Here is a 25,056-nt window from a genome sequence, read left to right on the forward strand (position 1 = left end):
TGTAAGCCGCGCGTCCGACGACGCGCACGCCGCATCATGCGGCGGCCGGAAAAGCAACATGGGCCCGCAGGCCCATGTTTTCCGCATCAATGAAGACCGGTTGCGCCAGTCGCACCGACGCCGCCCGCGGGCGGCGTCAGCTTACGCGACGCGCTTCGCCTGACCGGCGACATCGGCCGCCGGATTCAGAAAGCGTTCGCGAATCGATTTCGCGATGCCCGCGCCGTCGAGGCCGCATTGCGACAGCAGCTTCGCGGGGTCGCCATGATCGATGAACAGGTCAGGGAGGCCCAATTGTAGTACGGGTCGGATAACCCCACTCTCCATCAGGGCTTCGACGCAGGCCGAGCCCGCGCCACCCATCACGCAGCCTTCCTCGACCGTGACGACGTAGTCGTGCGTTTCGGCGAGCTCGCGCACGAGCGCCGCATCGATCGGCTTCACGAAGCGCATGTTCGCGACCGTTGCATCGAGCTCCTCGGCAGCGGCGAGCGACGGCGCCACCATCGTGCCGAACGCGAGGATCGCGACGCGCTTGCCTTCCGGCTGCGACGTGCGGCGCCGCACTTCGCCCTTGCCGAGCGGGATCTCGGTGAATTCCTTCACCGTCGCCACGCCCGTGCCCGCGCCGCGCGGATAGCGCACCGCGGTCGGGTTCGGCTGCTGCAGCGCCGTGTGCAGCATCTGGCGGCATTCGTTCTCGTCGGATGCGGCCATGATCGTCATGTTCGGGATGCAGCGCATGAACGCGAGATCGTACGCGCCCGCATGCGTCGCGCCGTCCGCGCCGACGAGGCCCGCGCGGTCGATCGCGAACACGACCGGCAGGTTCTGCAGCGCGACGTCGTGGATCAGCTGGTCGTACGCACGTTGCAGGAACGTCGAGTAGATCGCGACGACGGGCTTCAGCCCTTCGGTCGCGAGACCGCCGGCGAACGTCACCGCATGCTGCTCGGCGATGCCGACGTCGTAGTAGCGATCCTTGAAGCGCTTCTCGAATTCGACCATGCCCGAGCCTTCGCGCATCGCGGGCGTGATGCCGACCACGCGCGTATCGCGCTCGGCTTCGTCGCACAGCCACTCGCCGAACACCTGCGTATACGTCTTCTTCGCAGGCGTGGTCGACGGCTTGATGCCTTCGGCCGGATTGAACTTGCCGGGGCCGTGATAGAGCACGGGATCGGCTTCGGCGAGCTTGTAGCCCTGGCCTTTCTTCGTCACCACGTGCAGGAACTGCGGGCCGCGCAGCTCGCGGATGTTCTGCAGCGTCGGGATCAGCGAATCGAGATCGTGACCGTCGATCGGGCCGATGTAGTTGAAGCCGAATTCCTCGAACAGCGTGGCCGGCACGACCATGCCCTTCGCGTGCTCCTCGAGCTTGCGCGCGAGTTCGAGCACCGGCGGCGCCACGCTCAGCACGCGCTCGACGCCCGCGCGCGCCGCCGCATAGAAGCGGCCCGACATCAGGCGCGCGAGATGGCGATTCAGCGCGCCGACCGGCGGCGAGATCGACATGTCGTTGTCGTTCAGGATCACGAGCACTTTCGCATCTTCCGACACGCCCGCGTTGTTCATCGCCTCGAACGCCATGCCGGCCGTCATCGCGCCGTCGCCGATCACGGCGATCGAGAAGCGGTCGTCGCCATTCAGTTGGCTGCCGATCGCCATCCCGAGCGCGGCCGAGATCGACGTGCTCGAGTGCGCGGTGCCGAACGTGTCGTATTCCGACTCCGAACGGCGCGGGAAACCCGAGATGCCGTCCTGCTGACGCAGCGAGTGCATCTGGTCGCGGCGGCCCGTCAGGATCTTGTGCGGGTAGGTCTGGTGACCCACGTCCCAGACGATGCGATCGTTCGGCGTGTTGAACACGTAGTGCAACGCGATCGTCAGCTCGACCGTCCCGAGGTTGGACGACAAATGGCCGCCCGTCTTCGACACGCTGTCGAGCACGAACGCGCGCAGTTCATCCGCGAGCGGTTGCAGTTGGCGACGATCGAGGCGGCGCAAATCCGCCGGGTCGTCGATGGTTTTCAGCAAGTCGTACATCGTCGTTCCATTGTAGGAAATCAAACGCGCCCGCATTCTTTTGCACGCACCGTAGCGTGTGCGCGGCGGCGGGCTTTCGCGTCAGCTGACCCGGTTCACTACCAGGTCGGCAAGTTCGGCGAGACGCTGTGCGCGTGCGCCGAACGGTTTCAGCGCGTCGTGCGCTTCGGCGCCCAGCTGCGCTGCCAGCTCGCGCGACGCCTCGAGACCGAGGATCGATACATAGGTCGGCTTGTCGTTCGCCGCGTCCTTGCCGGCCGTCTTGCCGAGCGTCGCCGAATCGGTCGTGACGTCGAGAATGTCGTCGACGACCTGAAAGGCCAGACCCACGGCGCCCGCGTAAACATCCAGCGCGGCCATCGTTTCCGCCGACGGCGTCTCGCCGGCCAGCGCGCCCATCCGCACGGCCGCGCGCAGCAAAGCGCCCGTCTTCATCCGGTGCATCGTCTCGAGCTGTTCGCGCGTCAGCTTCAGGCCGACGCTCGCCAGGTCGATCGCCTGCCCGCCGGCCATGCCGATCGAGCCGCTCGCGAGCGCCAGCTCGCGCACCAGCGCCGCTTGCTGCACCGGCGACAGCGCATCGGCGTCGGTCAGCGCGACGAACGCCTGCGACTGCAGCGCGTCGCCGACCAGCAGCGCCGTCGGTTCGTCGTACTGTACGTGCACGGTCGGCTTGCCGCGACGCAGCGCGTCGTCGTCCATGCACGGCATGTCGTCGTGCACGAGCGAGTAGACGTGGATCATCTCCAGCGCCGCCGCCGCCGCGTTGCGCGCCGCTTCGGTCGCGCCGGTCAGTTCGCCTGCTGCATGGCACAGCAGCGGGCGAACGCGTTTGCCGCCACCGAGGACCGCATAGCGCATCGCCTCGTGAAGTTTCGCGGGCGTCGCGGTTTCAGCCGGCAGATAGTGGCCGAGTGCGTCCTCGACACGGTCAAGCACGGACCGCATCCATTGTTCGAATGTCATAGATCGTCGTCTTCGCCGTCCGTGGCGGCCGTTCCGGACGAAAGCGGCTTCAGCGTCGCGCCGTCGAGCACGCGAACCTGCTGCTCCACTTTCTCGAGCTGCTGTTGGCAAAACGCAACGAGGGTCGCACCGCGGCGATACGCCGCCAGCGAATCCTCGAGGCTCAACGCGCCGCCTTCCATCCGGGCAACCAGCGTCTCGAGTTCCGCGAGCGCCATCTCGTAATTGTCCGGCAACGGTTCGGTGCCGTTGCCGGGCGGCGTGGCGCCTGGGGATGCGGTTTTCGCCATGGACGAGGTGTCAAATTTCAAAACAAGTCGGACATTCTACGGCAAAAGAGAATTTTCCGACCTGCCGTCGTGGGCGCCCGCGCACAATTCCGGCCCCATCTACGACGCACAGTGTGCGCCTTGGGACGGTCGCCCGACAAAAAATTGACACAAATCAGGCACTTAATCCTAGCCTTGCGGGGCGAACCGGGTATAATTGTCCGTTTCCCTAAATCGATTTTTCGATGGTTGGGTTGTTCACTGCTTTCACGCTAACACCGGGAGTGGGAATGTCCAATCTGAGCGATGCGCTTCAGTTGAAGTCGGCCCACAGCCAGCTTCCAGTCACTGCATATTTCGATGAGGCGCTACTCGAGCGCGAGATCGAAACCCTCTTCAAGAAAGGTCCTCGTTACGTCGGGCACGAGTTGATGGTGCCCGAGGCGGGAGACTATTTTGCGCTGCCGTCCGAGAAGGAAGGCCGCGTGCTGGTCCGTAACCAGACGAACCAGATCGAACTGCTGTCGAACGTGTGCCGCCACCGGCAGGCGATCATGCTCAACGGGCGCGGCCATGCGCAGAACATCGTGTGTCCGCTGCACCGCTGGACGTACGACCTCGAAGGCCAGTTGCTCGGCGCGCCGCACTTCCCCGACAAGCCGTGCCTGAACCTCGGCAAGAGCCTGCTGCAGAACTGGCAGGGGCTGCTGTTCGAGGCCGAGGGCCGCAACGTCGCGCGCGATCTCGCGAACCTCGGCACGAAGCATCACTTCGACTTCGCCGAGTACCAGTTCGATCACGTCGAAGTGCACGAGTGCGACTACAACTGGAAGACGTTCATCGAGGTCTACCTCGAGGATTACCACGTCGTCCCGTTCCACCCGGGTCTCGGCAGCTTCGTGTCGTGCGACGATCTCAAATGGGAGTTCGGCGACTGGTACAGCGTGCAGACGGTCGGCGTGCACAACGCCCTCGCGAAACCGGGCAGCACGACTTACCAGAAATGGCACGAGCAGGTGCTGAAGTTCCGCAACGGCGTGCCGCCGGAGTTCGGCGCGATCTGGATGGTCTACTACCCGGGCCTGATGATCGAGTGGTATCCGCACGTGCTGGTCGTGTCGTGGCTGATTCCGCGCGGGCCGCAGAAGACGACCAACATCGTCGAGTTCTATTACCCCGAGGAAATCGCGCTGTTCGAACGCGAATTCGTCGAGGCCGAGCGTGCCGCCTATATGGAAACGGCCGTCGAGGACGACGAGATCGCGATGCGGATGGACGCGGGCCGCCGTGCGCTGATGGCCCGCGGCGAGTCGCAGGTCGGCCCGTACCAGAGCCCGATGGAAGACGGGATGCAGCACTTCCACGAGTTCCTGCGCCGCCACCTCGGCGGCCTCTGACAGCGGCTGCGGCGCGTTGACGCCGCGCGGCATCCGGCAGACGAAAAGACGGGCTTCGGCCCGTCTTTTTTTGTTTAGACTTGGAGTGTCAGGCCATTTGCACTCCAGGGAGTCGTCATGCCACACACTCATTACACCACGCTCATCTCCGCCGCCAATCTCGCCGAGCGCCTGGCCGCGGCGCCCGGCAGCGTCGCGCTGTTCGACTGCCGCTTCGATCTCGCCGATCCCGGCGCCGGCGAAGCCGCCTACGCGGCCGGTCACCTCCCCGGCGCGCACTATCTTCATCTCGATCGCGACCTGTCGGGCCGCAAGACGGGCACCAACGGCCGCCATCCGCTGCCGACCCGCGACGCGCTCGCGACGCTGCTCGCCAGCCGCGGCCTCAAGCAGGGTCAGCAGGTCGTCGCGTACGACGCGCAAGGCGGCGCCTATGCGGCGCGCCTGTGGTGGCTGCTGCGCTGGCTCGGCCACGATTCGGTCGCCGTGCTCGATGGCGGCCTGCAGGCCTGGGAAGCGGCCGGCCAGCCGCTGACGACCGACGTGCCGCACCCGGCCGCCGGTGACTTCCGCTCGGCCACGCCGCTCGAATCGACCGTCGATGCGGCGGCCGTGCTCGCGAACGTGTCGTCGCCCGCGCGCGTCGTGATCGATGCCCGCGCACCGGATCGCTATCGCGGCGAAAACGAAACGATCGATCGGGTGGGCGGGCACATTCCGGGCGCGCGCAACCGCTTCTTCAAGGACAACCTGACCGCCGACGGCCGCTTCAAGACCGGCCATGAATTGCGCGAGGCATTCACCACCGTGCTGGCCGGCACCGAGCCGAACCGCGTGATCCTGCAATGCGGCTCCGGCGTCACCGCATGCCACAACGCGCTGGCGCTGGAAGTGGCCGGCCTGCACGGCGCGTCGCTGTACCCGGGCTCGTGGAGCGAATGGAGCGCCGATCCGTCGCGGCCAATCGCGACCGGCCCAAATCCTTGAGCACCCGCGCGGCGCGACGACGATGATGCGGCGGCCGTTGCCGCCGCTCGTCGCTTACATCACGCCGTACTTGTGGAACCACTCGATCGCGCGCTTCCAGCCGTCCTCGGCATCGCCCTTCACGTAACTCGGCCGGTAGTCGGCGAAGAACGCGTGACCGGCATCCGGATACACGACGATCTCCGATTCGCGCGCGCGCTTCGAGTCGCTCGCCTGGATCGCCTTGCGCATGTCCGCGAGCGACGCCTGCGTGATGTTCTGATCCTTCTCGCCATACAGCCCGAGCACCGGCACCTTCAGCAACGACGCATGGTCGACCGGATTGAACGGCGTCATCTCGTCGGTCTTGCCTTCGACGAACCCGTACCACGCGACGGCGGCCAGCACGTGCGGATTGTGTTCCGCATACAGCCATGCCTGGCGGCCACCCCAGCAGAACCCCGTCACGCCGAGACGCGACAGGTCGCCGCCGTTCTTGCCGGCCCATGCGGCGGTCGCATCGAGATCCTCCGTCACCTGCCGGTCCGGCACCTTGCTGATGATGTGGTCGTACAGCTCCTTCATCGTCGGATACTTCGCCGCATTGCCCTGCCTGGCGAACAGGTCGGGCGCGATCGCGAGATAGCCGAGCTTCGCGAAGCGCCGGCACACGTCGGCGATATGCGCGTGGACGCCGAAGATCTCGTGGATCACGATCACGACCGGCAAGTTCGTCTTGTCGATCGGCTGGGCGCGATACGCCGGAATACTCGCATCGCCCGAGCGGATCTCGATGGTGTCGACGTCCAGCCCGGCGCTGTCGGTCGTGACCGTCTGCGCCGACACGGGCAGCACGGCCGCCGCGAAGGTGCCGCCGAGCGCAGCCTGCATGAACTTGCGGCGCGAAAACGGGACGTGGGGAACCAGGCTGTCGACTTCGGGTTTCAACATGAATGCACTCCTCGATTGGGCGCCGCCGTCACGATCGCGGATACGGCATGACGGGGCATCGCACCGGCGCGCGGCGCGGAAGTCACGACGGTTGGCACCCCGCCGCAAACGAAAACCCGGACAAGATGCCCAATAATCCGTTGTCGCGTCAACTGTCGGATGTGTAAGACTCGATTACGACGCGCAACGGCACGTCTCGCGCTTCGGCGCGCGACCGAATCCTCGCGAATCGAAAAGAAAAACGGGCGGCGAACACGCACGACATGCGCATTCCCCGCCCGCTCCGCGCGCGACGACGCGATCAGTGCAGCTTGACGCGCGGCAGCGTCGTGCGCCGCAGCCAGTGCGCGACCGTGTCGAGCATCATCCGCGGATAACCGTGCAGCGCCGCGATGTGCAGCCGGTACAGCGACATGTACATGAAGCGTGCGAACAGCCCTTCGATCAGCATGTTGCCGCCGATCAGCCCGCCCATCAGGTTGCCGACCGCGCTGAAGTGACCGAGCGATACGAGCGAACCGAAATCGCGATACGTGAACTCCGGCTGCGGGCGCCCTTCGAGCCGGCAGCCGATCGCCTTGAGCAGGAAACTCGCCTGCTGGTGCGCCGCCTGCGCGCGCGGCGGCACGTTGCGTTCGTTGCCCGGCCATGCACAGGCCGCACAATCGCCGAGTGCGAACACGTTGTCGTCGGTGAAGGTCTGCAGTGTGCGGCGCACGTCGAGCTGACCGAGCTTGTTGACCTGAAGGCCGTCGAGGTGCGACAGCACGGACGGCGCCTTGATGCCGGCCGCCCAGACCGTCAGGTCCGCGCGCACCGCCTTGCCGCTCGCGGTATGCACGAGCCCGGGCGCCACCTCGGTCACGCGCTCGCCGAGCATCAGCCGCACGCCGAGCTTTTCGAGCAGTTCGGCCGTCGCTGTCGACACGCGCTCCTGCAGTGCCGGCAGGATCCGCGGCCCCGACTCGATCAGCACGATGCCGACGTCATGGCGCGGATCGAGCTTGTGCAGCCCGTACACGGACAGCACCTGCGCGGTATTGCGCAGCTCCGCGGACAGCTCGACGCCCGTCGCGCCGCCGCCGACGATCACGACCTGGATACGCGGCTCGGCCGACTCGCCGGGCACGGTGGGCGCCGGTGCCTGGTGCTCGGCGCGCATGCATGCCGCGATCAGCCGCTTGCGGAAGCGTTCGGCCTCCCCGACCGTGTCGAGTGCGATCGCGTTTTCCGGCGCGCCCTGCACGCCGAAGAAGTGGGTCGTGCTGCCGATCGCGATCACGAGCGTGTCGTATTCCAGCTCGCGCGCCGGCAACAGTTCCTCGCCGTCGCTGTCGTTGAGCGGCGACAGCGTCACGCGCTTCGCCGCGCGGTCGAGCCCGGTCAACTCGCCCTGCTGGAACTCGAAGCCGTGCCAGCGCGCCTGCGCCGCATATTCGAGTTCCTGCGTGAACGGGTCCATGCTGCCGGCCGCGACCTCGTGCAGCAGCGGTTTCCAGATGTGAGTCGGATTGCGGTCGACGAGCGTGACGAGCGCACGCGCGGGACGATTGCCGCGCGCACCGTAACGGTCGCCGAGCCGCGTCGCCAGTTCCAGGCCGCCCGCGCCTCCGCCTACGATGATGATCCGATGCATCTGATTCTCCCTTTGCGAGTCGAAACGGCTGCCGCCGGATGAAGCAAACGCGATGCACGCGCGCCGCCCGGTGGATTAACCGGTTCGGACATCATCGATGTGCAGTTCGAAGCACTACGATGCGACCGATCCGGCATGCGGGGCGCGCCGCCCCGCGTCAATGACATGACTGACATGCATTGTCCGGGAGCTTGCGCGTTGACCACAAGCAAACCATCTCGATATTTGGCATCCCTGCAACAATATGCCGCGGGAAGCGGGGAATCGCACGGGGTGCGTCAGTGTGCCTCTTCCCAGTTCGCGCCGGCGCCCACTTCGGCGACCAGCGGCACCTTCAGCTTCGCGACGCCGCACATCATTTCCGGCAGTTTCTCGCGCACGAGCGACAGCTCGCTGTCGGGCACCTCGAGCACCAGTTCATCGTGCACCTGCATGATCATCCGCGACGCAAGCCGGTCGCGCGTGAGCCAGTCGTCCACCGCGATCATCGACAGCTTGATCAGGTCGGCCGCCGTGCCCTGCATCGGTGCATTGATGGCCGCGCGCTCGGCCGCCTGGCGGCGCGGACCGTTGCCGCCGTTGATCTCCGGCAGCCACAGGCGGCGACCGAACACGGTTTCGACGTAGCCCTTCTCCTTCGCGATCGCGCGCGTGTCTTCCATGTACTGCGCGACGCCCGGATAGCGCGTGAAATAGCGGTCGATATAGAGCTTCGCCGCGTCGCGCGTGATGCCGAGATTCGATGCGAGCCCGAACGCGCTCATCCCGTAGATGAGCCCGAAGTTGATCACCTTCGCGATCCGGCGCTGGTCGGAATTGACCTCCAGCGGCGTCACGCCGAACACCTCGGCGGCCGTCGCGCGGTGGATGTCCTCGCCTTGCGAGAACGCGCGCAGCAGCGACGCGTCGCCCGAGATGTGCGCCATGATCCGCAGTTCGATCTGCGAATAGTCGGCCGACACGATCCGGTGGCCCGGCGACGCGATGAACGCCTCGCGGATGCGCCGGCCTTCGGCCGTGCGCACCGGAATGTTCTGAAGATTGGGGTCGTTCGACGCAAGGCGGCCCGTCACCGCGACTGCCTGCGCATAATTCGTGTGCACGCGGCCGGTGCTGGGGTTCACCATCCGCGGCAGCTTGTCGGTATAGGTCGACTTCAGCTTCGACAGCCCGCGATGCTCGAGCAGCAGCTTCGGCAACGGGTAGTCCTCGGCGAGCTTCTGCAGCACTTCCTCGTCGGTCGACGGCGCGCCGCTCGGCGTCTTCTTCACGACCGGCAACTGCAGCTTCTCGAAGAAGATCTGCCCGATCTGCTTCGGCGAGCCGAGATTGAATTCGCCGCCCGCCAGTTCGTACGCCTCGCCCTCGAGTTCGATCAGGCGCGTCGCGATTTCGGTGCTTTGCGCCTGCAGCAGTACGTCGTCGATCAGCACGCCGGTGCGCTCCATCTTGCGCAGCACGAGCGACACCGGCATCTCGATCTCGCGGTACACGCGCTCGAGGCCCGGCTCGCGCGCGACCTGCGGATACAGCGCCTGGTGAAGCTGCAGCGTGATGTCCGCATCTTCGGCTGCATACGCGGCGGCCTGCTCGAGCACCACTTCGTCGAAACCGATTTGCTTCGCGCCCTTGCCGGCCACGTCCTCGTACTTGATCGTCTTGACGCCGAGATGCCGCAGCGCGAGGCTGTCCATGTCGTGCGTGCGGTGCGATTCGAGCACGTACGATTCGAGCAGCGTGTCGTGCTCGATGCCGTTCAGCGCGATGTCGTAGTTCGCGAGCACCTGTGCGTCGTACTTCAGGTGCTGGCCGACCTTCTTGCGATCGGCCGATTCGAGCCACGGCTTCAGGCGCGCGAGCACTTCGTCGAGCGGAAGCTGCTCGGGCATGTCGGGGCCGCGGTGCGCGACCGGCAGGTAGGCCGCCTTGCCCGGCTCGATCGAGAACGACAGGCCGACGAGCCGCGCGAGCATCGGATCGAGCGCGGTCGTCTCGGTGTCGAACGCGGTCAGCGCGGCCGCATCGATCTTCGCGAACCACGCATCGAACTGTTCCCAAGTCTGGATCGTGTCGTATTCGCGCACGACGTCGGCTGCGATCACCGGAGCCGGCTCGCCTTCCGGCGCGTCGGCGCCGCCGCCTTCGGCCGGTGCGCTCTCGACTTCGCGCAGCCAGGTCTTGAAGCCGTAGCGCGCGAAGATGTCACGCAGCAGGTCGCGCGCCTCGCCGTCGCTCTTCAGCGACGCTTCGATCGAGTCGAGATGCGGTGCGAGATCGCACGCGGTGTCGACCGTCACAAGCTTGCGGCCGAGCGGCAGGAAGTCGAGCGCGCGGCGCAGGTTGTCGCCAACCACGCCCTTGATGTCGGCCGCGTGTTCGATGACGCCATCGAGGCTGTCGTATTGCGACAGCCATTTCACGGCCGTCTTCGGCCCGCATTTCTCGACGCCCGGCACGTTGTCGACAGTGTCGCCGATCAGCGCGAGGTAGTCGATGATGCGCTCGGGCGGCACGCCGAACTTCGCGAGCACACCGTCGCGGTCGAGCGTCTCGTTGGTCATCGTGTTGACGAGCGTGACGCGGTCGGTCACGAGCTGCGCGAGATCCTTGTCGCCCGTCGACACGATCACGTTCATCCCGTGCCGTTCGGCTTCGCGCGCGAGCGTGCCGATCACGTCGTCGGCCTCGACGCCTTCGACCATCAGCAGCGGCCAGCCGAGCGCGCGCACCGCGCCGTGGATCGGCTCGACCTGCAACGCGAGGTCGGGCGGCATCGACGGACGGTTTGCCTTATAGTCGGCATAAAGGTCGTCGCGGAACGTCTTGCCCTTTGCATCGAACACGCAAGCGCTATACTCTGCACTGACTTCCTTGCGCATACGGCGCAGCATGTTGATGATTCCGTAGAGCGCTCCGGTCGGCTCCCCGCCAGGGCCACGCAAATCAGGCATCGCATGGTAAGCCCGATACAGATAGCTCGAACCGTCAACCAATAGCAGGGTCTTACCTTCCAGATTTCGTTCTTCAGGCATTATGAACAAGAGAAAAGTGATTCCGAGTCTGCGTTCGCTCGCAGATCAAGAGCGCGCGACGGCCAAGAAGGCGCGCGCATCGTGGCAGATGTTCACGATTATGGCAGAGTTTATCGAGGCGACCGAGTACCTGTCGGAGATCCGCCCGGCTGTCAGCATCTACGGTTCTGCCCGCCTCAAACCCGACACGCCGCACTACAAGCTCGCCGCGCAGATCGCGCGCAAGCTGTCGGACGCCGGCTTCGCGGTGATCTCCGGCGGCGGCCCCGGCATCATGGAAGCCGCGAACAAGGGTGCGCACGCCGGCAAGGCGCCGTCGGTCGGCCTGAACATCGAGCTGCCGCACGAGCAGGCCGGCAACCACTATCAGGACATCTCGCTGCGCTTCCGCCACTTCTTCACGCGCAAGGTCACGTTCGTGAAGAATTCGGATGCGGTGATCGTGATGCCGGGCGGCTTCGGCACGCTCGACGAGCTGTCCGAAGTGCTCACGCTGATCCAGACGAAAAAATCGCGCCTCGTGCCGATCATCCTCGTCGGCAGCGAGTTCTGGAAGGGGCTGCTGCAATGGTTCCGCGATCAACTGATTCCGATGGGCCTGATCAATCCGGAAGACATGGATCTGATGCAGGTGATCGACGATCCCGACCAGGTGCTCGACGCGGTGCTCGCGTTCTACGAAGACAGCGGCGAGGAAGAAGGTTCGGACGACGACGATCATCCGCCGCGCCCGGAAGAAGACCGGATGTTCTATCTGTAACCGGTCAATGACGATCGCCGGCCCGACGGCCGGCGTCGTGCTTTTCATGCGCCGGACCGCGCGGTCCGGCGGCGCGCCGGGCGCGACTTTGTAACGCGCTGTTAATACCCGTTCGCCGCCGCGCGCGGTCGAATGTCAAATCCCGCGGTTGGCGCTGCGTCATGCGACGGGATCAGCCGCACCGGCGGCCCGCCACTGTCAAATGGATGGCCCTTCGCGCGCCTGCGCACAGCCAATCCTCCGTAATAATCACGACTCGCCTTTTCCGTCGCGCGGCAGCACACTGCATTCTGTCGGCGCGGCGTTCCCCCGGTGGAACGGTCCCCCTCGCTTCCATCGCGTCGCGTCGGCCTATTCATCACGACACCACGGAAAAGAACATGCAACGCTCGCTGATCGCCCTCGCTTTCGCCGGCCTCGGCCTTTCGCTGTCCGGCCTCGCTCACGCCGTCAACGTCGACGTCAACATCGGCACGCCCGCGCCGGTCGTCGTCGCACCCGCGCCCGTCGTGGTCGCTCCCGCACCGGCGGTGATCGTCGGCTGGCACGGCGACCGCTACTGGGACGGGCGACGCTACTGGGAACGCCGCGAGTGGGAAGATCATCAGCGTTATCGCGGCCATGGCGGCTATCACTGCCCGCCGGGGCACGCGAAAAAGGGCGAGTGCTGAGCGCCTGAGCGGGGGGCCATCCGGCCTTCGCACCGAAACGAAAAGAACAAGGCCGCACGTGAACGCAAGTTCGCGTGCGGCCTTTGTCGTGATGGACGCCGTTGCGCGGTGTCGTTACTGGAACGCCACTTCCGCGAAGCTCCGCAGCTTCCGGCTATGCAGCTTGTCGAGCCCGTTCGTGCGCAGGATCTCCATCGCCTTCACGCCGATCTGCAGATGCTGGTCGACCTGTCCGCGATAGAACGTGTCGGCCATACCCGGCAGCTTCAGCTCGCCGTGCAGCGGCTTGTCCGACACGCACAGCAGCGTGCCGTACGGCACGCGGAAGCGGAAACCGTTCGCGGCGATCGTCGCGCTTTCCATGTCGAGCGCGATCGCGCGGCTCTGCGACAGCCGCTGCACGGGCTCCCGATGGTCGCGCAGCTCCCAGTTGCGGTTGTCGACGCTCGCGACCGTGCCCGTGCGCATCACGCGCTTCAGTTCCACGCCCTCGAGCCGCGTGACCTCGGCCACGCCGCGCTCGAGCGCGAGCTGCACTTCGGCCAGCGCCGGGATCGGCACCCATAGCGGCAGGTCGGCGTCGAGCACGTGATCTTCCCGCACGTAGCCGTGCGCGAGCACGTAGTCGCCCAGGCGCTGCGTGTTGCGCAGCCCCGCGCAGTGGCCGAGCATCACCCACGCGTGCGGGCGCAGCACCGCGATGTGATCGGTGATCGTCTTCGCGTTCGACGGGCCGACGCCGATGTTGACCATCGTGATCCCGCTGCCGTCCGCGCGCTTCAGGTGATACGCAGGCATCTGCGGCAGGCGCGGCGGCGCGGTGCCCTCGGCCGGCTCGCCGCCGAGGTTCGCGTTGTACGTGACGACGTCGCCCGGCTCGACGAACGCGCTGTACTCGCTGCGGTACGCGCGCACCTCGGGATCGTCGCTTTCCGTCATCATCGTGCGGCCGAGCTTCACGAACTCGTCGATGTAGAACTGGTAGTTCGTGTAGAGCACGTAGTTCTGGAAATGCGTGGGCGACGTCGCCGTGTAGTGGCGCAGCCGATGCAGCGAGAAGTCGACGCGCGCGGCCGTGAACAGCGCGAGCGGATGCGGCTCGCCCGGCGCCGGCTCGAACGTGCCGTTGACGATGCGGTCGTCGAGATACGACAGGTCGGGCGTGTCGAAGATGTCGCGCATCGCGAGCAGGCGGTCGCGATCGAGCTCGCCCTCGAGATGGATGCCTTCCGGAAACGCGAAATGGATCGGAATCGGCTGCGACGACACGCCGATCTCGATCTTGACATGGTGGTTCTTCGCCAGCAGGCGCAGTTGCTCGCGGTAGTAGTTCGCGAAGAGATCGGGGCGCGTGACCGTCGTCTCGAATACGCCCGGCCCCGCGACGAAGCCGTACGAGCGGCGCGAATCGACGTGCGTGTTGACGTCGGTGCGGATCCGCACGAACGGATAGCACGCGCGCACGTGCTCGGTAATCGCTTCGTGGCGGCGATAGCGCGCAAATGCATCGCGCAAGAAGCCCGTATTCGTGTCGTAAATGGCGGACAGCCGCGCGACGGCAGCGATCGGATCGTCGAAAGCCTCGATCGACGGGCTTTCGGGCGACAGCACACGGTGCCGGCGGCTCAAATCGTTCTTCATTGTCATTACCTCGTCTGATCCGACGACATTACCACGGAACCCGGTCGCGCTTATGGCCGCCCCTGCGCACGCCGGGGCCGGATGGCGCGCAGTATTTGCTAAAATCGGTAGGTTCACTGGAGACTCATCATGAAGCCGCTCATTTTCGTCGCCGCTGCCGTCGCGTTTGCCGCCGCCAGCGTCGCTCATGCCGCCGGCGGCACGCCTGACGCCGACGCGCAGGCCCGGGCCGAGGCCAACGAAGCCGCCGGCCTGCCCGATCTCCGCAAGATCAACCGGCCGGGCGCCGAAGTCACGTCGAAAGTCGACTTCGCCGACATCCGCCGCACGCCGAGCTTCCACGAAAAGAGCAAGAACGGCACCGAAGTCACCGAGTACCGCGACCGCGGCAAGCCGGTCGAGATCGACGTGAAGTCGAACTTCGGCACGCGCTACCAGATGAGCTCGACGCCCGACACGTCGCCGAAGCCGCACGACGCGGGCGTCCCGATCACGCGCCTGCCGTCGCTGAACCTGCGCTACTGATTCCGAGGCGCCGCGCCCCGACCGCGCCGCCCCGCCCCTTCACCCGCTGTCGCGCCGCACGCCGCCCGCGTGCCGACACCCTGACCTGACGCATCCCGCATGGCCGTTTTCACCGCTGTTTCCGACTCCGATCTCGCGCAATGGATGCGCCACTACGAACTGGGCGACGTGCTTGCGTTCCGCGGCATTCCGTCCGGTATCGAAAACAGCAATTTCTTCCTGACGACGACGCGCGGCGAATACGTCCTCACGATCTTCGAAAAGCTCACGGCGCAGCAGTTGCCGTTCTACCTCGACCTGATGCGCCACCTGGCCGCCCACGGCGTGCCGGTGCCGGACCCGGTCCCGCGTGACGACGGCGCGTTGTTCGGCGAGCTGCACGGCAAGCCGGCCGCGATCGTCACGAAACTCGACGGCGCGGCCGAACTCGCACCCGGAGTCGAACACTGCATCGAGGTCGGGCAGATGCTCGCGCGCCTGCACCTCGCGGGCCGCGACTATCCGCGCAGCCAGCCGAACCTGCGCAGCCTGCCGTGGTGGCAGGAGAACGTGCCGGCGATCGTGCCGTTCATCACGGACGCGCAACGCACGCTGCTCGAAGGCGAACTCGCGCACCAGGCCGGCTTCTTCGCGTCGGACGACTATGCGGCGCTGCCCGCCGGCCCATGCCATTGCGACCTGTTCCGCGACAACGTGCTGTTCGCGCACGCGGCGCCCGGCACCGGCCACGACGTGCGGCTCGGCGGCTTCTTCGACTTCTATTTCGCAGGCTGCGACAAGTGGCTGTTCGACGTCGCGGTCACCGTCAACGACTGGTGCGTCGACCTCGCGACCGGCGTGCTCGACGTCGCGCGCGCCGATGCGCTGCTGCGCGCGTACCAGACGGTCCGGCCGTTCACGGCCGAGGAACGCCGCCACTGGAGCGACATGCTGCGCGCGGGCGCGTACCGCTTCTGGGTGTCGCGCCTGTACGACTTCTACCTGCCGCGCGCGGCCGAGATGCTCAAGCCGCACGACCCCGGCCATTTCGAACGCATCCTGCGTGAGCGTATCGCGCATACGCCCGCGCTTCCCGAGATCCAAACCGCATGCAACTGATCGAAGTGCCCGCGAAAACGGGCTATGTCTGGTTCCGTCAAGGCATCTGGCTGTTCCGCCGGAATCCGCTCGCGTTCATCACGCTGTTCTTCACGTATCTGCTCGCGATCACGCTGGTGTCGATGGTGCCCGTGATCGGCTCCGCGCTGCCGCTGGTGTTCATTCCCGGCATCGCGGTCGGCTTCATGGCCGCGTGCCGCGACACGGTGGCCGGCAAGACCGTGATGCCGACGATCCTCGTCGACGGCTTTCGCTCGTACGGCACCGTCGCGACCCAGCGGCTGCTCGTGCTCGGCGTGATCTACGTCGCGTCGATGGTGCTGGTGTTCGCCGCGTCGTCGCTCGTGGACGGCGGCGCGCTGTTCCACGTGATGATGGGCGCGGCCGACGAAGCGAACACGACGCCCGAGACGCTCGCCGCGCAAGGCACGCTGGGCGCGCTGTTCTTCGCGACGCTGCTCTATCTGCCGATCGCGATGCTGTTCTGGTTCGCGCCGGTGCTGGTCGCGTGGCATGACGTTCCGCCCGCGAAGGCGCTGTTCTTCAGCGTCGTCAGTTGCTGGCGCAATCGCGGCGCGTTCGTCGTGTACGGCGTGCTGTGGTTCGCCGTCGCGCTCGGCACGTCGCTCGCGCTGTCGCTGCTGCTGCAGGCGCTCGGCGCCGGCGCGTACGCGCTGACGATCATGATGCCGGTGACGATCATCATCGTCACGATGCTGTACTGCTCGTTCTACGCGACCTATCGCGGCTGCTTCGGCGTACAGGAACCGGGCGCGACGACGACGATGTCGGGCCGCTGACCCTCTCCCGGCCGGCGCGCGTCGTCAGCGCCGCCGCGCTGTTTCCAGCACCGGGTCGTCGCCCCGCGCGCTTCTGATCTCTCCCTTTTCCGGTATCCAAAGCTTCGGGCGCCTCTGTTCAACCCGATCTTTTGCGCGCAAAATAATTTGCGTACAAATCGTTCGCGCATCCGACGCGCTTCCCGAATCATGGATCGCCCGCCTTCCCTGCCCCAGACGCTCGACGAGCAACTCTGCTTCGCGCTTTACTCGACTTCGCACGCGATGACGAAGGCGTACAAGCCGCTGCTCGACAAGCTGTCGCTGACCTATCCCCAATATCTCGCGATGCTCGTGCTGTGGGAGCGCGACGACCTGGCCGTAAAGGACATCGCCGCGCGGCTCGACCTCGATCCGGCCACGGTCACGCCGCTGCTCAAGCGGCTGGAAGCGCTCGGCTACGTCGAGCGCGTGCGCAGCGCGGCGGACGAACGCGTCGTCAACGTGCGCGTGACGTCGGAAGGCCGTGCGCTGAAGGACCGCGCGCGCTCGGTGCCCGCCGACCTCTTTTGCGCGATGCAACAGACACCCGACTTCCTGATCAGGCTGCGCGCCGATCTCCAGCAGTTGCGCGACGCGTTGTCGGTGGCCAACGAACGCTGACGCTCGCACGCTGAAACTCGGACCGACCTACCCGGCGCCGCCGGTTTTTTTTAAAAATTTGATTTGCACACTAATCATTTGTGTTCTATATTCTGATCATGGCCGGCGACATCCCGTCCAACCGGACCGCTTTCTCCCTCTCTTCCCGACAGGAGCTGCACGATGAACATTCTGTACAAGACCAGCGCCACGAGCACGGGCGGCCGCGACGGCCGCGCGGTATCCGCCGACCACAAGCTGGAAGTGAAGCTGGCCGCGCCGCGCGAACTCGGCGGCACGGGTGCGGAAGGCACGAATCCGGAGCAACTGTTTGCCGCAGGTTACTCGGCCTGTTTCCTGAGCGCGATGAAATTCGTCGCGGGCCAGAACAAGCAGACGCTGCCGGCCGATACGCAAGTCACCGCGGAAGTGGGCATCGGCCCGAACGACGCAGGCGGCTTCGGGCTCGACATCGAGCTGCGCGTGTCGCTGCCGGGGCTGGACAAGAACGACGCGCAAACGCTGGTCGACAAGGCGCACCACGTGTGCCCGTATTCGAACGCCACGCGCAACAACGTGCCGGTGCGCCTGACGGTCGTCTGACGCGACGCAGGTTCACGCTTCAGCAGAATACAAAAAGGGCGCGTGCGGCTAGATGCCGCACGCGCCCTTTTGCGCGATTCGTCGAAATGGCGGGCCGGCAGGCCCGCGTGCGCCGCTTAGCGCGCGCCGATCGAATACGGACGGTTCATTGCCGCGTCGCGATCGATCTTGCGCATGCGGAATTCGAGATCGTAGATGTCGGTGGCTTCGGCCAGGTACGCGTCGGCGCGCTCTTTCGCGGCCTTTTCAGCGTTCTTGGTCAGCATCAGGAAGAGGTGGCTCAGCAGGTACATGGTCGATCTCGCTGTTCAAAGGTTCTGGACTAGGGTTTTCCCGAATTATAGGGAAAACCCTAGGCTTTGACCAGCGTCGATCAAACGGTGCGTCGTTCGGTCGCCACAGTGCGGCGATGGGCTTCGAAAAAAGCCCAGATCATCGCGCTGGCGTCGGGGCCGACCGCCGCGTGAAACGGCACGGCTTCGTCGCCGCCGGCCCACGCGTGATCGAGCCCTTTCACGTGGCACAGCCGCACGACCGGCTCGCCGTCGCGGCACACGTCGGTAATCTGGACGCCCGTTTTGCGCGTCTCGACGCGCTCGCCGCCGCGCAGCGCGCCCCGGCTGTCGGCGAGCCCGTTCAGGCGCATGAACTGGACGGTCAGCTGATCGGCATTCTTCGGCGCGACGACATGATCGCCGTCGCCCTGGACGATCAGCGCGGGCATGCCCGGATACGCACCGGCATCGACCAGCGCGTCGACCGCCGCGGCCGGGTTCTGCCGCAGCCCGCGGCGCATCACGTCCATCGCGGTGATGCCGGAATTCGCTTCGCCGAACGCGGGGCCCGAGTGCAACGCGACCGCCGCGAAACGGTCCGGGTGGTGCAGCGCAAGCAGCGACGCAAGCCCCGCGCCGGCCGACAGCCCCGCGACGTAGACGCGCGACGCGTCGAAGCCGTGCTCGTCGACCAGCGCGTCGACCAGCGCCGCCACCGTGTCCGCCTCGCCGCGCCCCGCGCGGTCGGTGTCTTCATACCAGTGCCAGCAACCATGCGCGTGCGCGCGCAGCGACTGTTCCGGGTACAGCACCGCGAAGCCGTGCTTGTCGGCCAGCAGGTTCATTCGCGTGCCCTGCGCGAATTCGTCCGCCGACTGCTGGCACCCGTGCAGCATCACGACGAGCGGCATCGCGCCACGCCGGCGGCCGGGCGGTACGTAAAGCCCGTACGCGAGATTCTGGACGAGGCGGCCGAGCGCGGGCGCCATCGGATGTTCGCCGCGCGTCCACTCGCCCGCCGCCCACGCGGCCGCGCGCGGCCGCACGCGCGATTCGCGTGGCGGGGACGGATCGGACACGGCGGGAGAGGCCGCGGCCTCGAGTGCGTCGCGCGTGATGCGCTGCGCGTCGCGCGCCGCGCGCTTGGCGGCCGGGGACAGCATGCGTTTCATGCCGCCCAGCCACACCTTGGTCAGACTTTTGGTCATCGATCGGGCTCGCAGTCAGGAAAAATAGGGGCGCGATGAAGGCGCCGCAACGGATGCATCGTTTGACTTTGTGCAATGCACCATAACATTGTTTCCAGGATTTTTCCTGCTCGCCGAGCGTGCCCGGCAGCGCAAAAAACGGGCCTCATGCGGACGCGGCGCTATACTGGGGTTTGGTCGCTTGTATCCGTTGTAGTCGTTCTTCCCGGCTCGCGCGTTGATTTAAGCATTGTCCCGCCTTCGTTCGTCCCCTTCCCGATGTTCGACCTGCCCGCTCACCTGTGGATCATGATCACCGCGTTCGGCGGCGCCGGCCTGACGTTGCCGCTCGCGATCACGATAGCCGTCTGGCTCGCGCTCGGCTACTCGTGGCAGCGCGCGGCCGCGTGGCTCGGCGTGCTCGCGGCCGCGATCGGCGTGGTGGCGCTCACGAAGATCGCGTTCCTCGGCTGGGGCATCGGCATCCGCGCGTGGGATTTCACCGGGTTCAGCGGCCATGCGATGCTGTCGACGTCGGTGTATCCGGTCGCGATTTTCCTCGCGCTGATCCGCACGCGCACGCCGGTGCGGATCGCCGGCATCGCGCTCGGGCTGGCGGCCGGCGTCGCGGTCGGCGTGTCGCGGGTCGCGCTCGACGCGCATTCGCCGTCCGAATCGATCACCGGCTGCATCGTCGGCGCGATCGCCGCGCTCGCGTTCATCGCCGGCTCGTGGCGCGCGGCGCCGCACCGCTGGTCGGTGCCGGCGGTCGTCGCGAGCCTCGCGCTCGTCACCGTCGCGCTCCACGGCCTCACGGTGCCGTCGCATCGCTGGGTCACCAAGGTCGCGCTGGAACTGTCGGGCCACGAGCGCCCGTTCGTCCGCGCGCGCTGGAAGGCCAATCCGAACTACCATCCCGCGTCGCAGCCGTCGTCGCTGCAGCGCACCGAATCGGCGCCGCCTGTGCTTCACGCGTGACCGGCCGCCCGGCCGCCCGTTTTCACCGCCCGTTTTCACGTCTGATCTTCACGTCTGATCTTCACGTCTGATCTTCACGTCTGATCTTCACGTCTGATCTTCACGTCTGATCATTTCATGCGCACCGCCGCATGAGCAGTATGTCGAGCGTTATAACCCGCCCTATATTACGATGACGGTTTCCACCCATTCACGACGAACTCCCATGCGCTCAACCGTCCGTCCGCTTCGCCGCGCCCTGCTTCGCTTACTGCCGATCGCCACGCTCGCCGCCGGGATCGCGCTCAGCGCGCCCGCTTGCGCCGCCGACGAACTGGTCGTGTCGGCGGCCGCCAGCCTGACGAACGCGTTCAAGGCCGTCGGCGACGCGTACGAGAAGCAGCATCCGGACACCAGGGTGCTGTTCAACTTCGGCGCATCGGACGTGCTGATGCAGCAGATCGCCAAGGGCGCGCCGGCCGACGTGTTCGCGTCGGCCGACCAGAAGGCGATGGATCGGGCGGTGAACGAGAAGGTGATCGTGCCCGGCACGCGCCGCGATTTCGCGGCGAACTCGCTTGTGCTGATCGTGCCGGCGGACAGCCGCGCGGCCGCGCCGACGTCGCTGAACGATCTGACCGCGCCGGGCGTGAAGCGCATCGCGTACGGCGACCCGGCGTCGGTACCGGTCGGCCGCTACACCGAGGGCGCGCTGCGCGCGGCCGGGGTGTGGGATGCGGTCAGCGCGAAGGGCGTGCTGGCCGCCAACGTGCGCCAGAGCCTCGACTACGTCGCCCGCGGCGAGGTCGACGCGGGCTTCGTGTTCGGCACCGACGCGGCGATCATGCCGGGCCGCGTGAAAATCGCGCTGACCGCGCCGACCCAGACGGCCATCACCTACCCGATCGCCGTGGTCAAGGACAGCCGCCACGCCGCGCAGGCGCAGTCGTTCATCGATTTCGTCGCGTCGCCGCAGGGCCAGGCCGTGCTGTCGACGTTCGGCTTCAAGCCCGCCAAGTGAGCGAATCGCGATGCAAGACGCCTGGGTCCCGCTACTGCTGTCGCTGAAGGTTGCCGGCTGGGCGACCGCGCTCGACATCGTGCTCGGCGTCGCGGCCGCGTTCATGCTCGCGCGCTGGCGCTCGCCGCTGCGCGACGTCGTCGATTCCGTGCTGACGCTGCCGCTCGTGCTGCCGCCGACGGTGCTCGGCTATTACCTGCTCGTGCTGCTCGGCCGGCGCGGCGTGTTCGGCGCGTGGCTCGACAGGTTCGGCATCGAACTGGTGTTCACGTGGCAAGGCGCGGTGATCGCGTCGATGGTCGTCGCGTTTCCGCTGATCCTGAAATCGGCGCGCGCGGCGTTCGAGGGCGTCGATCCGCATCTCGAGCGCGCCGCGCGCACGCTCGGGCTCGGCGAAGCCGCGGTGTTCTTCCGCGTCACGCTGCCGCTCGCTACGCGCGGGATTCTCGCCGGGGCGCTGCTCGCGTTCGCGCGCGCGCTCGGCGAATTCGGCGCGACGCTGATGATCGCCGGCAACCTGCCCGGCCGCACGCAGACGCTGTCGGTCGCGATCTACGCGGCCGTGCAGGCCGGCGACGACAACACGGCCAACTTCCTCGTGCTGGTGACGTCGATCACCTGCGTGCTCGTGCTGCTCGCGACCGGCTGGCTCGTGCCGTCGCGCGCCCGGCGGAGCCAGTTGACTTGACGTCCTCCTCCGCCTAAAGGGAGAGGATTCCCACACCTGGCGATGCACGTCCGCATCGGAGAATGTTCAGCGCAGCGTTGATATCTCGATCATGCACGACACCACATCCACTGCAGGCCCATTCTCTTATTCTCAGTCCCGCGATACCTTTCGGCCGCGTCGTGCTGGCTTGCGACCCGCACGACGAACAGGACTGGGTCGAACCGCTTTCGTCGACTTCCTCGAACGTGGCTCCGTGCGCGATCGCTTTGTAGCGGAGCTTGTTTCGGAAGGACGACCAGGATGCGTCGTAGACGCTTTTCGCCATTCTGGTTCTGGCGAGTTTTGCGGCCGACACGTTGCCGACCGCGATGTAATCGAAGCGCCGCACCAGATCGAGCGCGAGCTTGTGCTGGAAGTCGGCACGGGCATTCGCGACCTTGGCGTGCAGCTTCGCGATATGCCTTTTGTGCTTTCGCGCTCGCTGCGCTTTCGCCAGCTTTTCCGCCGCTCGTCGACCGAACTGGTCATTGGGCAGCTTCTCGCCCGTCGAAAGTGCGGCGAAGTCTTTCAGGCCGAGATCGATGCCCACACCGGAACGGATAGGTCGGGCCGGAACATCCGGCATCTCGATCACAATGTTGAGAAACCAGTTGCCGCGTGCATCCTGCGCAAAGTTGGTCCCATCCTTGATCTTGCCTTCGGGAAGCGGCCGGCTGTTGAACACGCGAAACATGTTGCCGGCGAAACGGAACGCGTCACCCTCGCGCTTCAGGTCACGGCCCTTCAGCGGCACCCAGCCGAGCGATTTCCTGCCGCGATAGCGCACGTAAGACCGATGGTGCTGACTGCCCGACTTCGCATATTGCTCGCATGTTGCGTTGATCGTGCCGGAGTGAATACCGAGTTCCTTGCTGCTGCCGGTTGTCAGCACGTTCAGGTCGAATCCGGTCGGCCACTTCTTGCTCCACTTGAGCGCGTGCTTCTGCGTGTCGTTGCAGAAATTCCAGACGTAGTTCACCGCGCGGCTCTGCTTGTTGAGCAGTCCGTTGAGCGATTTCACCCGGTAGCGATAGACAAGGATCATGCAGGTGATCCTAACCCGTGGAAGAAGCTGTCTGTCAACAGCACGCCTCTCCTCCCCGTCCTGAAGGACGGGGTTTCTCGGAGCAAATTCTGATGAAGCACCTGCGCTGCCCGTATCACGTCTGTCGTCCGGCAGCCGGCCCGCTTCGGCGGAGGCCCGCATGAGCGTCGTCGTCGATATCCGCAAGACCTACGCGAACGCCGAGCGCCGCTTCACGCTCGACGTGTCGTTCACGGCGACGACGCAGCGCGTCGTGCTGTTCGGGCCGTCGGGCGCGGGCAAGAGCATGACGCTGCAGGCGATCGCCGGGCTGCTGACGCCCGACGCAGGCGCGATCACGCTGAACGGCGAGCCGCTGTTCGACGCCGCGCGCCGCATCGACGTGCCGACCCGCGAACGCCGTGTCGCGTACCTGTTCCAGGACTACGCGCTGTTCCCGCATCTGAACGTGCGGCAGAACATCGCGTTCGGGCTCACGGCCGGCCTGCGCAACCCGCGCGCGAAGACGGCGCCGCCGGAGGTCGCGTACTGGCTGCGCGCGTTCGATCTCGAATCGCTCGCGGGGCAATATCCGTCGCAACTGTCGGGCGGGCAGAAGCAGCGCGTGGCGCTCGCCCGTGCGCTGGTCGCGCAGCCGCGCATCCTGCTGCTCGACGAACCGTTCGCGGCGCTCGACGGCGCGATGCGCCAGCGCATGCGCCACGAGCTCGCCGAGCTGCAGGCGCGGCTCGACATCCCGATGGTGCTGATCTCGCACGACCCCGACGACGTCGCCGCGTTCGGCGATCAGGTCGTGCAGTTGAGCGAAGGACGCGTGCAGGCGAGTTCGCCGCATGCCGAGTGGCCGACGCGCGTCACCTGAGCGCGCGACGCCGTGGTCGTGAGCGTGGCGCCGGTCGCCACGTTGGAGCCTGGGAGCAGCCGCGTCGCGGCACATGCTGAACGCGGAAACGAAGCCGGTGCGATGCGCACGCGTGCGGCACCGGCTTCGCCCCGCCCCGCACGCCGGCCGCCGGCCAACGCAAGCCGCGCTACCGCGCGGGTCAGCCCGTCACCGCCAGAATCACGCTCGACGCCTTGAACAGCGCGATCGCGCGCCGACCGGCGTCGAGCTGCAACGCATCGACGCTGTCGTTGGTCACGACGGCCGTCAGCGTCCCGCCGCCGTCGAGCGCCAGCGTCACCTCGCTGTTGACCGCGCCCGCCGTGACGGCTTCGACGCCGCCGCGCAGCCGGTTGCGCGCGGACACCTTCAGGTCGGGTCCGCCCTCGTCGACCGCGAGCACGACCCACGACGCCTTCACCAGCGCGCACGCGTCCGCGCCTTCCCGCAACCCGAGCGCCTCGGCGCTTTCGTGCGTCAGCACGGCGACGACGGCTTGCCCGCCCGGCAGCGCAAGCGTGACCTCGTCGTTGACGGTGCCGCGCACGATCGATGCGACCTTGCCGAACAACTGGTTGCGCGCGCTCGTCTTCATCCCGATCCGCCCGATCAGCGCCCAGTCGACGTCGAAGCCGGCAACGGCCGCGCTCGCGGCCTCGATGAAACGGCGATGCTCGCGCTCGATCGCGCGGAACGCGGCGATCAGCGACGTCGCGCGCGGCGTCAGCGTGGTGCCGCCGCCACCCTTGCCGCCGGTCGAACGCGCGACGAGCGGTTCGCCGGCGAGATTGTTCATCGTGTCGACCGCGTCCCACGCGGCCTTGTAGCTGAGGCCCACCGCCTTCGCCGCACGCGTGATCGAACCGGTGTCGCCGATCGCCGCGAGCAGCGCGATGCGCGTCGCGCCGCCGAGCGTCTGTTCGCCGGCGCGCAGCCACAGCTCGCCGCCCAGTTCGAGCGGTTCGGCGGACGAGGAAGAATGCGGTGCGTCGGTCAT

At 66.6% G+C, this 25,056-nt stretch carries 24 protein-coding genes; 13 read left to right on the forward strand and 11 right to left on the reverse strand.

The annotated features are described in order from the left end of the window. Window positions 1–141: 141 nt before the first annotated feature. The 3 genes from dxs to JYG37_RS19005 form a co-directional block, all read right to left on the reverse strand. On the reverse strand, window positions 142–2,046 hold the full coding sequence (dxs, locus tag JYG37_RS18995) for a 1-deoxy-D-xylulose-5-phosphate synthase (RefSeq protein WP_050011335.1): 1,905 nt from the start codon (window positions 2,044–2,046) through the stop codon (window positions 142–144). Window positions 2,047–2,127: 81 nt separating this feature from the next. Further along, window positions 2,128–3,012: a polyprenyl synthetase family protein gene (locus JYG37_RS19000; protein WP_213345719.1), complete on the reverse strand. Its 885-nt coding sequence runs from the start codon at window positions 3,010–3,012 to the stop codon at window positions 2,128–2,130. Beyond that, window positions 3,009–3,302: an exodeoxyribonuclease VII small subunit gene (locus JYG37_RS19005; RefSeq protein ID WP_006479428.1), complete on the reverse strand. Its 294-nt coding sequence runs from the start codon at window positions 3,300–3,302 to the stop codon at window positions 3,009–3,011. The genes JYG37_RS19000 and JYG37_RS19005 overlap by 4 nt, the downstream gene beginning before the upstream one ends. Window positions 3,303–3,571: 269 nt before the next feature. On the opposite strand from JYG37_RS19005, the gene JYG37_RS19010 reads away from it, so the two are divergent. Together JYG37_RS19010 and JYG37_RS19015 are read left to right on the forward strand one after the other, a co-directional pair. Next, window positions 3,572–4,678, forward strand: coding sequence for an aromatic ring-hydroxylating oxygenase subunit alpha (locus JYG37_RS19010; protein ID WP_213345720.1), 1,107 nt, complete (start codon window positions 3,572–3,574; stop codon window positions 4,676–4,678). A 117-nt stretch (window positions 4,679–4,795) separates the two neighbouring features. Continuing rightward, entirely contained in the window at window positions 4,796–5,665 is an 870-nt protein-coding gene (locus JYG37_RS19015) for a sulfurtransferase (protein WP_050011338.1), read from the forward strand. A 54-nt stretch (window positions 5,666–5,719) separates the two neighbouring features. Here the strand turns inward: JYG37_RS19015 and JYG37_RS19020 are convergent, their stop codons facing one another. From JYG37_RS19020 to polA, 3 genes are all read right to left on the reverse strand, one after another. Further along, entirely contained in the window at window positions 5,720–6,595 is an 876-nt protein-coding gene (locus JYG37_RS19020) for a dienelactone hydrolase family protein (RefSeq protein WP_050011339.1), read from the reverse strand. A gap of 301 nt (window positions 6,596–6,896) precedes the next feature. Next, entirely contained in the window at window positions 6,897–8,231 is a 1,335-nt protein-coding gene (locus tag JYG37_RS19025; protein ID WP_050011340.1) for an NAD(P)/FAD-dependent oxidoreductase, read from the reverse strand. A 278-nt stretch (window positions 8,232–8,509) separates the two neighbouring features. After that, window positions 8,510–11,263, reverse strand: a complete 2,754-nt coding sequence (polA, locus tag JYG37_RS19030) for a DNA polymerase I (RefSeq protein ID WP_213345721.1) — start codon at window positions 11,261–11,263, stop codon at window positions 8,510–8,512. Window position 11,264: 1 nt separating this feature from the next. Between polA and JYG37_RS19035 the strand changes: the two genes are divergently transcribed. After that, entirely contained in the window at window positions 11,265–12,023 is a 759-nt protein-coding gene (locus JYG37_RS19035; protein ID WP_175976757.1) for an LOG family protein, read from the forward strand. A gap of 380 nt (window positions 12,024–12,403) precedes the next feature. Continuing rightward, window positions 12,404–12,694 (forward strand): hypothetical protein, encoded by a 291-nt coding sequence (locus JYG37_RS19040; RefSeq protein WP_027782548.1) that lies wholly within the window; start codon window positions 12,404–12,406, stop codon window positions 12,692–12,694. 114 nt (window positions 12,695–12,808) lie between these two features. Here JYG37_RS19040 and JYG37_RS19045 read toward each other — a convergent pair whose 3' ends face one another. Beyond that, a complete protein-coding gene (locus tag JYG37_RS19045; protein ID WP_050011350.1) occupies window positions 12,809–14,335 on the reverse strand; it encodes an AMP nucleosidase in 1,527 nt (508 codons plus the stop codon). 129 nt (window positions 14,336–14,464) lie between these two features. On the opposite strand from JYG37_RS19045, the gene JYG37_RS19050 reads away from it, so the two are divergent. The 5 genes from JYG37_RS19050 (at window position 14,465) to JYG37_RS19070 (ending at window position 17,982) form a co-directional block, all read left to right on the forward strand. Continuing rightward, complete coding sequence (locus JYG37_RS19050) at window positions 14,465–14,860, forward strand: hypothetical protein (RefSeq protein ID WP_027782546.1); 396 nt, start codon at window positions 14,465–14,467, stop codon at window positions 14,858–14,860. A gap of 99 nt (window positions 14,861–14,959) precedes the next feature. Beyond that, window positions 14,960–15,958, forward strand: a complete 999-nt coding sequence (locus JYG37_RS19055) for a homoserine kinase (RefSeq protein WP_050011351.1) — start codon at window positions 14,960–14,962, stop codon at window positions 15,956–15,958. Next, window positions 15,949–16,758: a BPSS1780 family membrane protein gene (locus JYG37_RS19060; protein WP_175976762.1), complete on the forward strand. Its 810-nt coding sequence runs from the start codon at window positions 15,949–15,951 to the stop codon at window positions 16,756–16,758. Before JYG37_RS19055 ends, JYG37_RS19060 begins: the two co-directional genes overlap by 10 nt. Before the next feature lie 189 nt (window positions 16,759–16,947). Beyond that, on the forward strand, window positions 16,948–17,400 hold the full coding sequence (locus JYG37_RS19065) for a MarR family winged helix-turn-helix transcriptional regulator (RefSeq protein WP_050011353.1): 453 nt from the start codon (window positions 16,948–16,950) through the stop codon (window positions 17,398–17,400). 162 nt (window positions 17,401–17,562) lie between these two features. Beyond that, the gene (locus tag JYG37_RS19070) at window positions 17,563–17,982 is read left to right on the forward strand and encodes an organic hydroperoxide resistance protein (protein WP_050011354.1); all 420 of its coding nucleotides are present in this window, start codon (window positions 17,563–17,565) and stop codon (window positions 17,980–17,982) included. 116 nt (window positions 17,983–18,098) lie between these two features. Here the strand turns inward: JYG37_RS19070 and JYG37_RS19075 are convergent, their stop codons facing one another. Continuing rightward, window positions 18,099–18,275 carry a DUF3563 family protein gene (locus tag JYG37_RS19075; protein ID WP_069618521.1) on the reverse strand — a complete coding sequence of 59 codons (177 nt, stop codon included), beginning with the start codon at window positions 18,273–18,275 and terminating at the stop codon, window positions 18,099–18,101. 80 nt (window positions 18,276–18,355) lie between these two features. Continuing rightward, window positions 18,356–19,465 (reverse strand): extracellular catalytic domain type 1 short-chain-length polyhydroxyalkanoate depolymerase, encoded by a 1,110-nt coding sequence (locus tag JYG37_RS19080; RefSeq protein ID WP_089489132.1) that lies wholly within the window; start codon window positions 19,463–19,465, stop codon window positions 18,356–18,358. Window positions 19,466–19,723: 258 nt separating this feature from the next. Here JYG37_RS19080 and JYG37_RS19085 point away from each other — a divergent pair, with 258 nt between their 5' ends. From JYG37_RS19085 to modB, 3 genes are all read left to right on the forward strand, one after another. After that, entirely contained in the window at window positions 19,724–20,422 is a 699-nt protein-coding gene (locus tag JYG37_RS19085) for a phosphatase PAP2 family protein (protein ID WP_050011356.1), read from the forward strand. 205 nt (window positions 20,423–20,627) lie between these two features. Further along, a complete protein-coding gene (modA, locus tag JYG37_RS19090) occupies window positions 20,628–21,422 on the forward strand; it encodes a molybdate ABC transporter substrate-binding protein (protein WP_124553972.1) in 795 nt (264 codons plus the stop codon). Window positions 21,423–21,432: 10 nt separating this feature from the next. Beyond that, window positions 21,433–22,110 carry a molybdate ABC transporter permease subunit gene (gene modB / locus JYG37_RS19095; RefSeq protein ID WP_050011358.1) on the forward strand — a complete coding sequence of 226 codons (678 nt, stop codon included), beginning with the start codon at window positions 21,433–21,435 and terminating at the stop codon, window positions 22,108–22,110. Between the two features lie 13 nt (window positions 22,111–22,123). Here modB and JYG37_RS19100 read toward each other — a convergent pair whose 3' ends face one another. Then, the gene (locus JYG37_RS19100) at window positions 22,124–23,176 is read right to left on the reverse strand and encodes an RNA-guided endonuclease InsQ/TnpB family protein (protein ID WP_213345722.1); all 1,053 of its coding nucleotides are present in this window, start codon (window positions 23,174–23,176) and stop codon (window positions 22,124–22,126) included. 160 nt (window positions 23,177–23,336) lie between these two features. On the opposite strand from JYG37_RS19100, the gene JYG37_RS19105 reads away from it, so the two are divergent. Next, window positions 23,337–24,038: a sulfate/molybdate ABC transporter ATP-binding protein gene (locus JYG37_RS19105; RefSeq protein ID WP_050018279.1), complete on the forward strand. Its 702-nt coding sequence runs from the start codon at window positions 23,337–23,339 to the stop codon at window positions 24,036–24,038. A 181-nt stretch (window positions 24,039–24,219) separates the two neighbouring features. On the opposite strand, the gene JYG37_RS19110 is transcribed toward JYG37_RS19105, so the two are convergent. Continuing rightward, on the reverse strand, window positions 24,220–25,056 hold the full coding sequence (locus JYG37_RS19110) for a TOBE domain-containing protein (protein ID WP_050018282.1): 837 nt from the start codon (window positions 25,054–25,056) through the stop codon (window positions 24,220–24,222).

Source organism: Burkholderia sp. LAS2 (assembly GCF_018417615.1).
GTDB classification, from domain to species: Bacteria; Pseudomonadota; Gammaproteobacteria; order Burkholderiales; family Burkholderiaceae; genus Burkholderia; species Burkholderia sola.

Excerpts from the sequence above, each read along its gene's own strand:
- dxs (WP_050011335.1), bottom strand. The coding sequence starts at position 2,046 with ATGTACGACTTGCTGAAAACCATCGACGACCCGGCGGATTTGCGCCGC.
- JYG37_RS19000 (WP_213345719.1), bottom strand. The coding sequence starts at position 3,012 with ATGACATTCGAACAATGGATGCGGTCCGTGCTTGACCGTGTCGAGGAC.
- JYG37_RS19005 (WP_006479428.1), bottom strand. The coding sequence starts at position 3,302 with ATGGCGAAAACCGCATCCCCAGGCGCCACGCCGCCCGGCAACGGCACC.
- JYG37_RS19010 (WP_213345720.1), top strand. The coding sequence starts at position 3,572 with ATGTCCAATCTGAGCGATGCGCTTCAGTTGAAGTCGGCCCACAGCCAG.
- JYG37_RS19015 (WP_050011338.1), top strand. The coding sequence starts at position 4,796 with ATGCCACACACTCATTACACCACGCTCATCTCCGCCGCCAATCTCGCC.
- JYG37_RS19020 (WP_050011339.1), bottom strand. The coding sequence starts at position 6,595 with ATGTTGAAACCCGAAGTCGACAGCCTGGTTCCCCACGTCCCGTTTTCG.
- JYG37_RS19025 (WP_050011340.1), bottom strand. The coding sequence starts at position 8,231 with ATGCATCGGATCATCATCGTAGGCGGAGGCGCGGGCGGCCTGGAACTG.
- polA (WP_213345721.1), bottom strand. The coding sequence starts at position 11,263 with ATGCCTGAAGAACGAAATCTGGAAGGTAAGACCCTGCTATTGGTTGAC.
- JYG37_RS19035 (WP_175976757.1), top strand. The coding sequence starts at position 11,265 with ATGAACAAGAGAAAAGTGATTCCGAGTCTGCGTTCGCTCGCAGATCAA.
- JYG37_RS19040 (WP_027782548.1), top strand. The coding sequence starts at position 12,404 with ATGCAACGCTCGCTGATCGCCCTCGCTTTCGCCGGCCTCGGCCTTTCG.
- JYG37_RS19045 (WP_050011350.1), bottom strand. The coding sequence starts at position 14,335 with ATGAAGAACGATTTGAGCCGCCGGCACCGTGTGCTGTCGCCCGAAAGC.
- JYG37_RS19050 (WP_027782546.1), top strand. The coding sequence starts at position 14,465 with ATGAAGCCGCTCATTTTCGTCGCCGCTGCCGTCGCGTTTGCCGCCGCC.
- JYG37_RS19055 (WP_050011351.1), top strand. The coding sequence starts at position 14,960 with ATGGCCGTTTTCACCGCTGTTTCCGACTCCGATCTCGCGCAATGGATG.
- JYG37_RS19060 (WP_175976762.1), top strand. The coding sequence starts at position 15,949 with ATGCAACTGATCGAAGTGCCCGCGAAAACGGGCTATGTCTGGTTCCGT.
- JYG37_RS19065 (WP_050011353.1), top strand. The coding sequence starts at position 16,948 with ATGGATCGCCCGCCTTCCCTGCCCCAGACGCTCGACGAGCAACTCTGC.
- JYG37_RS19070 (WP_050011354.1), top strand. The coding sequence starts at position 17,563 with ATGAACATTCTGTACAAGACCAGCGCCACGAGCACGGGCGGCCGCGAC.
- JYG37_RS19075 (WP_069618521.1), bottom strand. The coding sequence starts at position 18,275 with ATGTACCTGCTGAGCCACCTCTTCCTGATGCTGACCAAGAACGCTGAA.
- JYG37_RS19080 (WP_089489132.1), bottom strand. The coding sequence starts at position 19,465 with ATGACCAAAAGTCTGACCAAGGTGTGGCTGGGCGGCATGAAACGCATG.
- JYG37_RS19085 (WP_050011356.1), top strand. The coding sequence starts at position 19,724 with ATGTTCGACCTGCCCGCTCACCTGTGGATCATGATCACCGCGTTCGGC.
- modA (WP_124553972.1), top strand. The coding sequence starts at position 20,628 with ATGCGCTCAACCGTCCGTCCGCTTCGCCGCGCCCTGCTTCGCTTACTG.
- modB (WP_050011358.1), top strand. The coding sequence starts at position 21,433 with ATGCAAGACGCCTGGGTCCCGCTACTGCTGTCGCTGAAGGTTGCCGGC.
- JYG37_RS19100 (WP_213345722.1), bottom strand. The coding sequence starts at position 23,176 with ATGATCCTTGTCTATCGCTACCGGGTGAAATCGCTCAACGGACTGCTC.
- JYG37_RS19105 (WP_050018279.1), top strand. The coding sequence starts at position 23,337 with ATGAGCGTCGTCGTCGATATCCGCAAGACCTACGCGAACGCCGAGCGC.
- JYG37_RS19110 (WP_050018282.1), bottom strand. The coding sequence starts at position 25,056 with ATGACCGACGCACCGCATTCTTCCTCGTCCGCCGAACCGCTCGAACTG.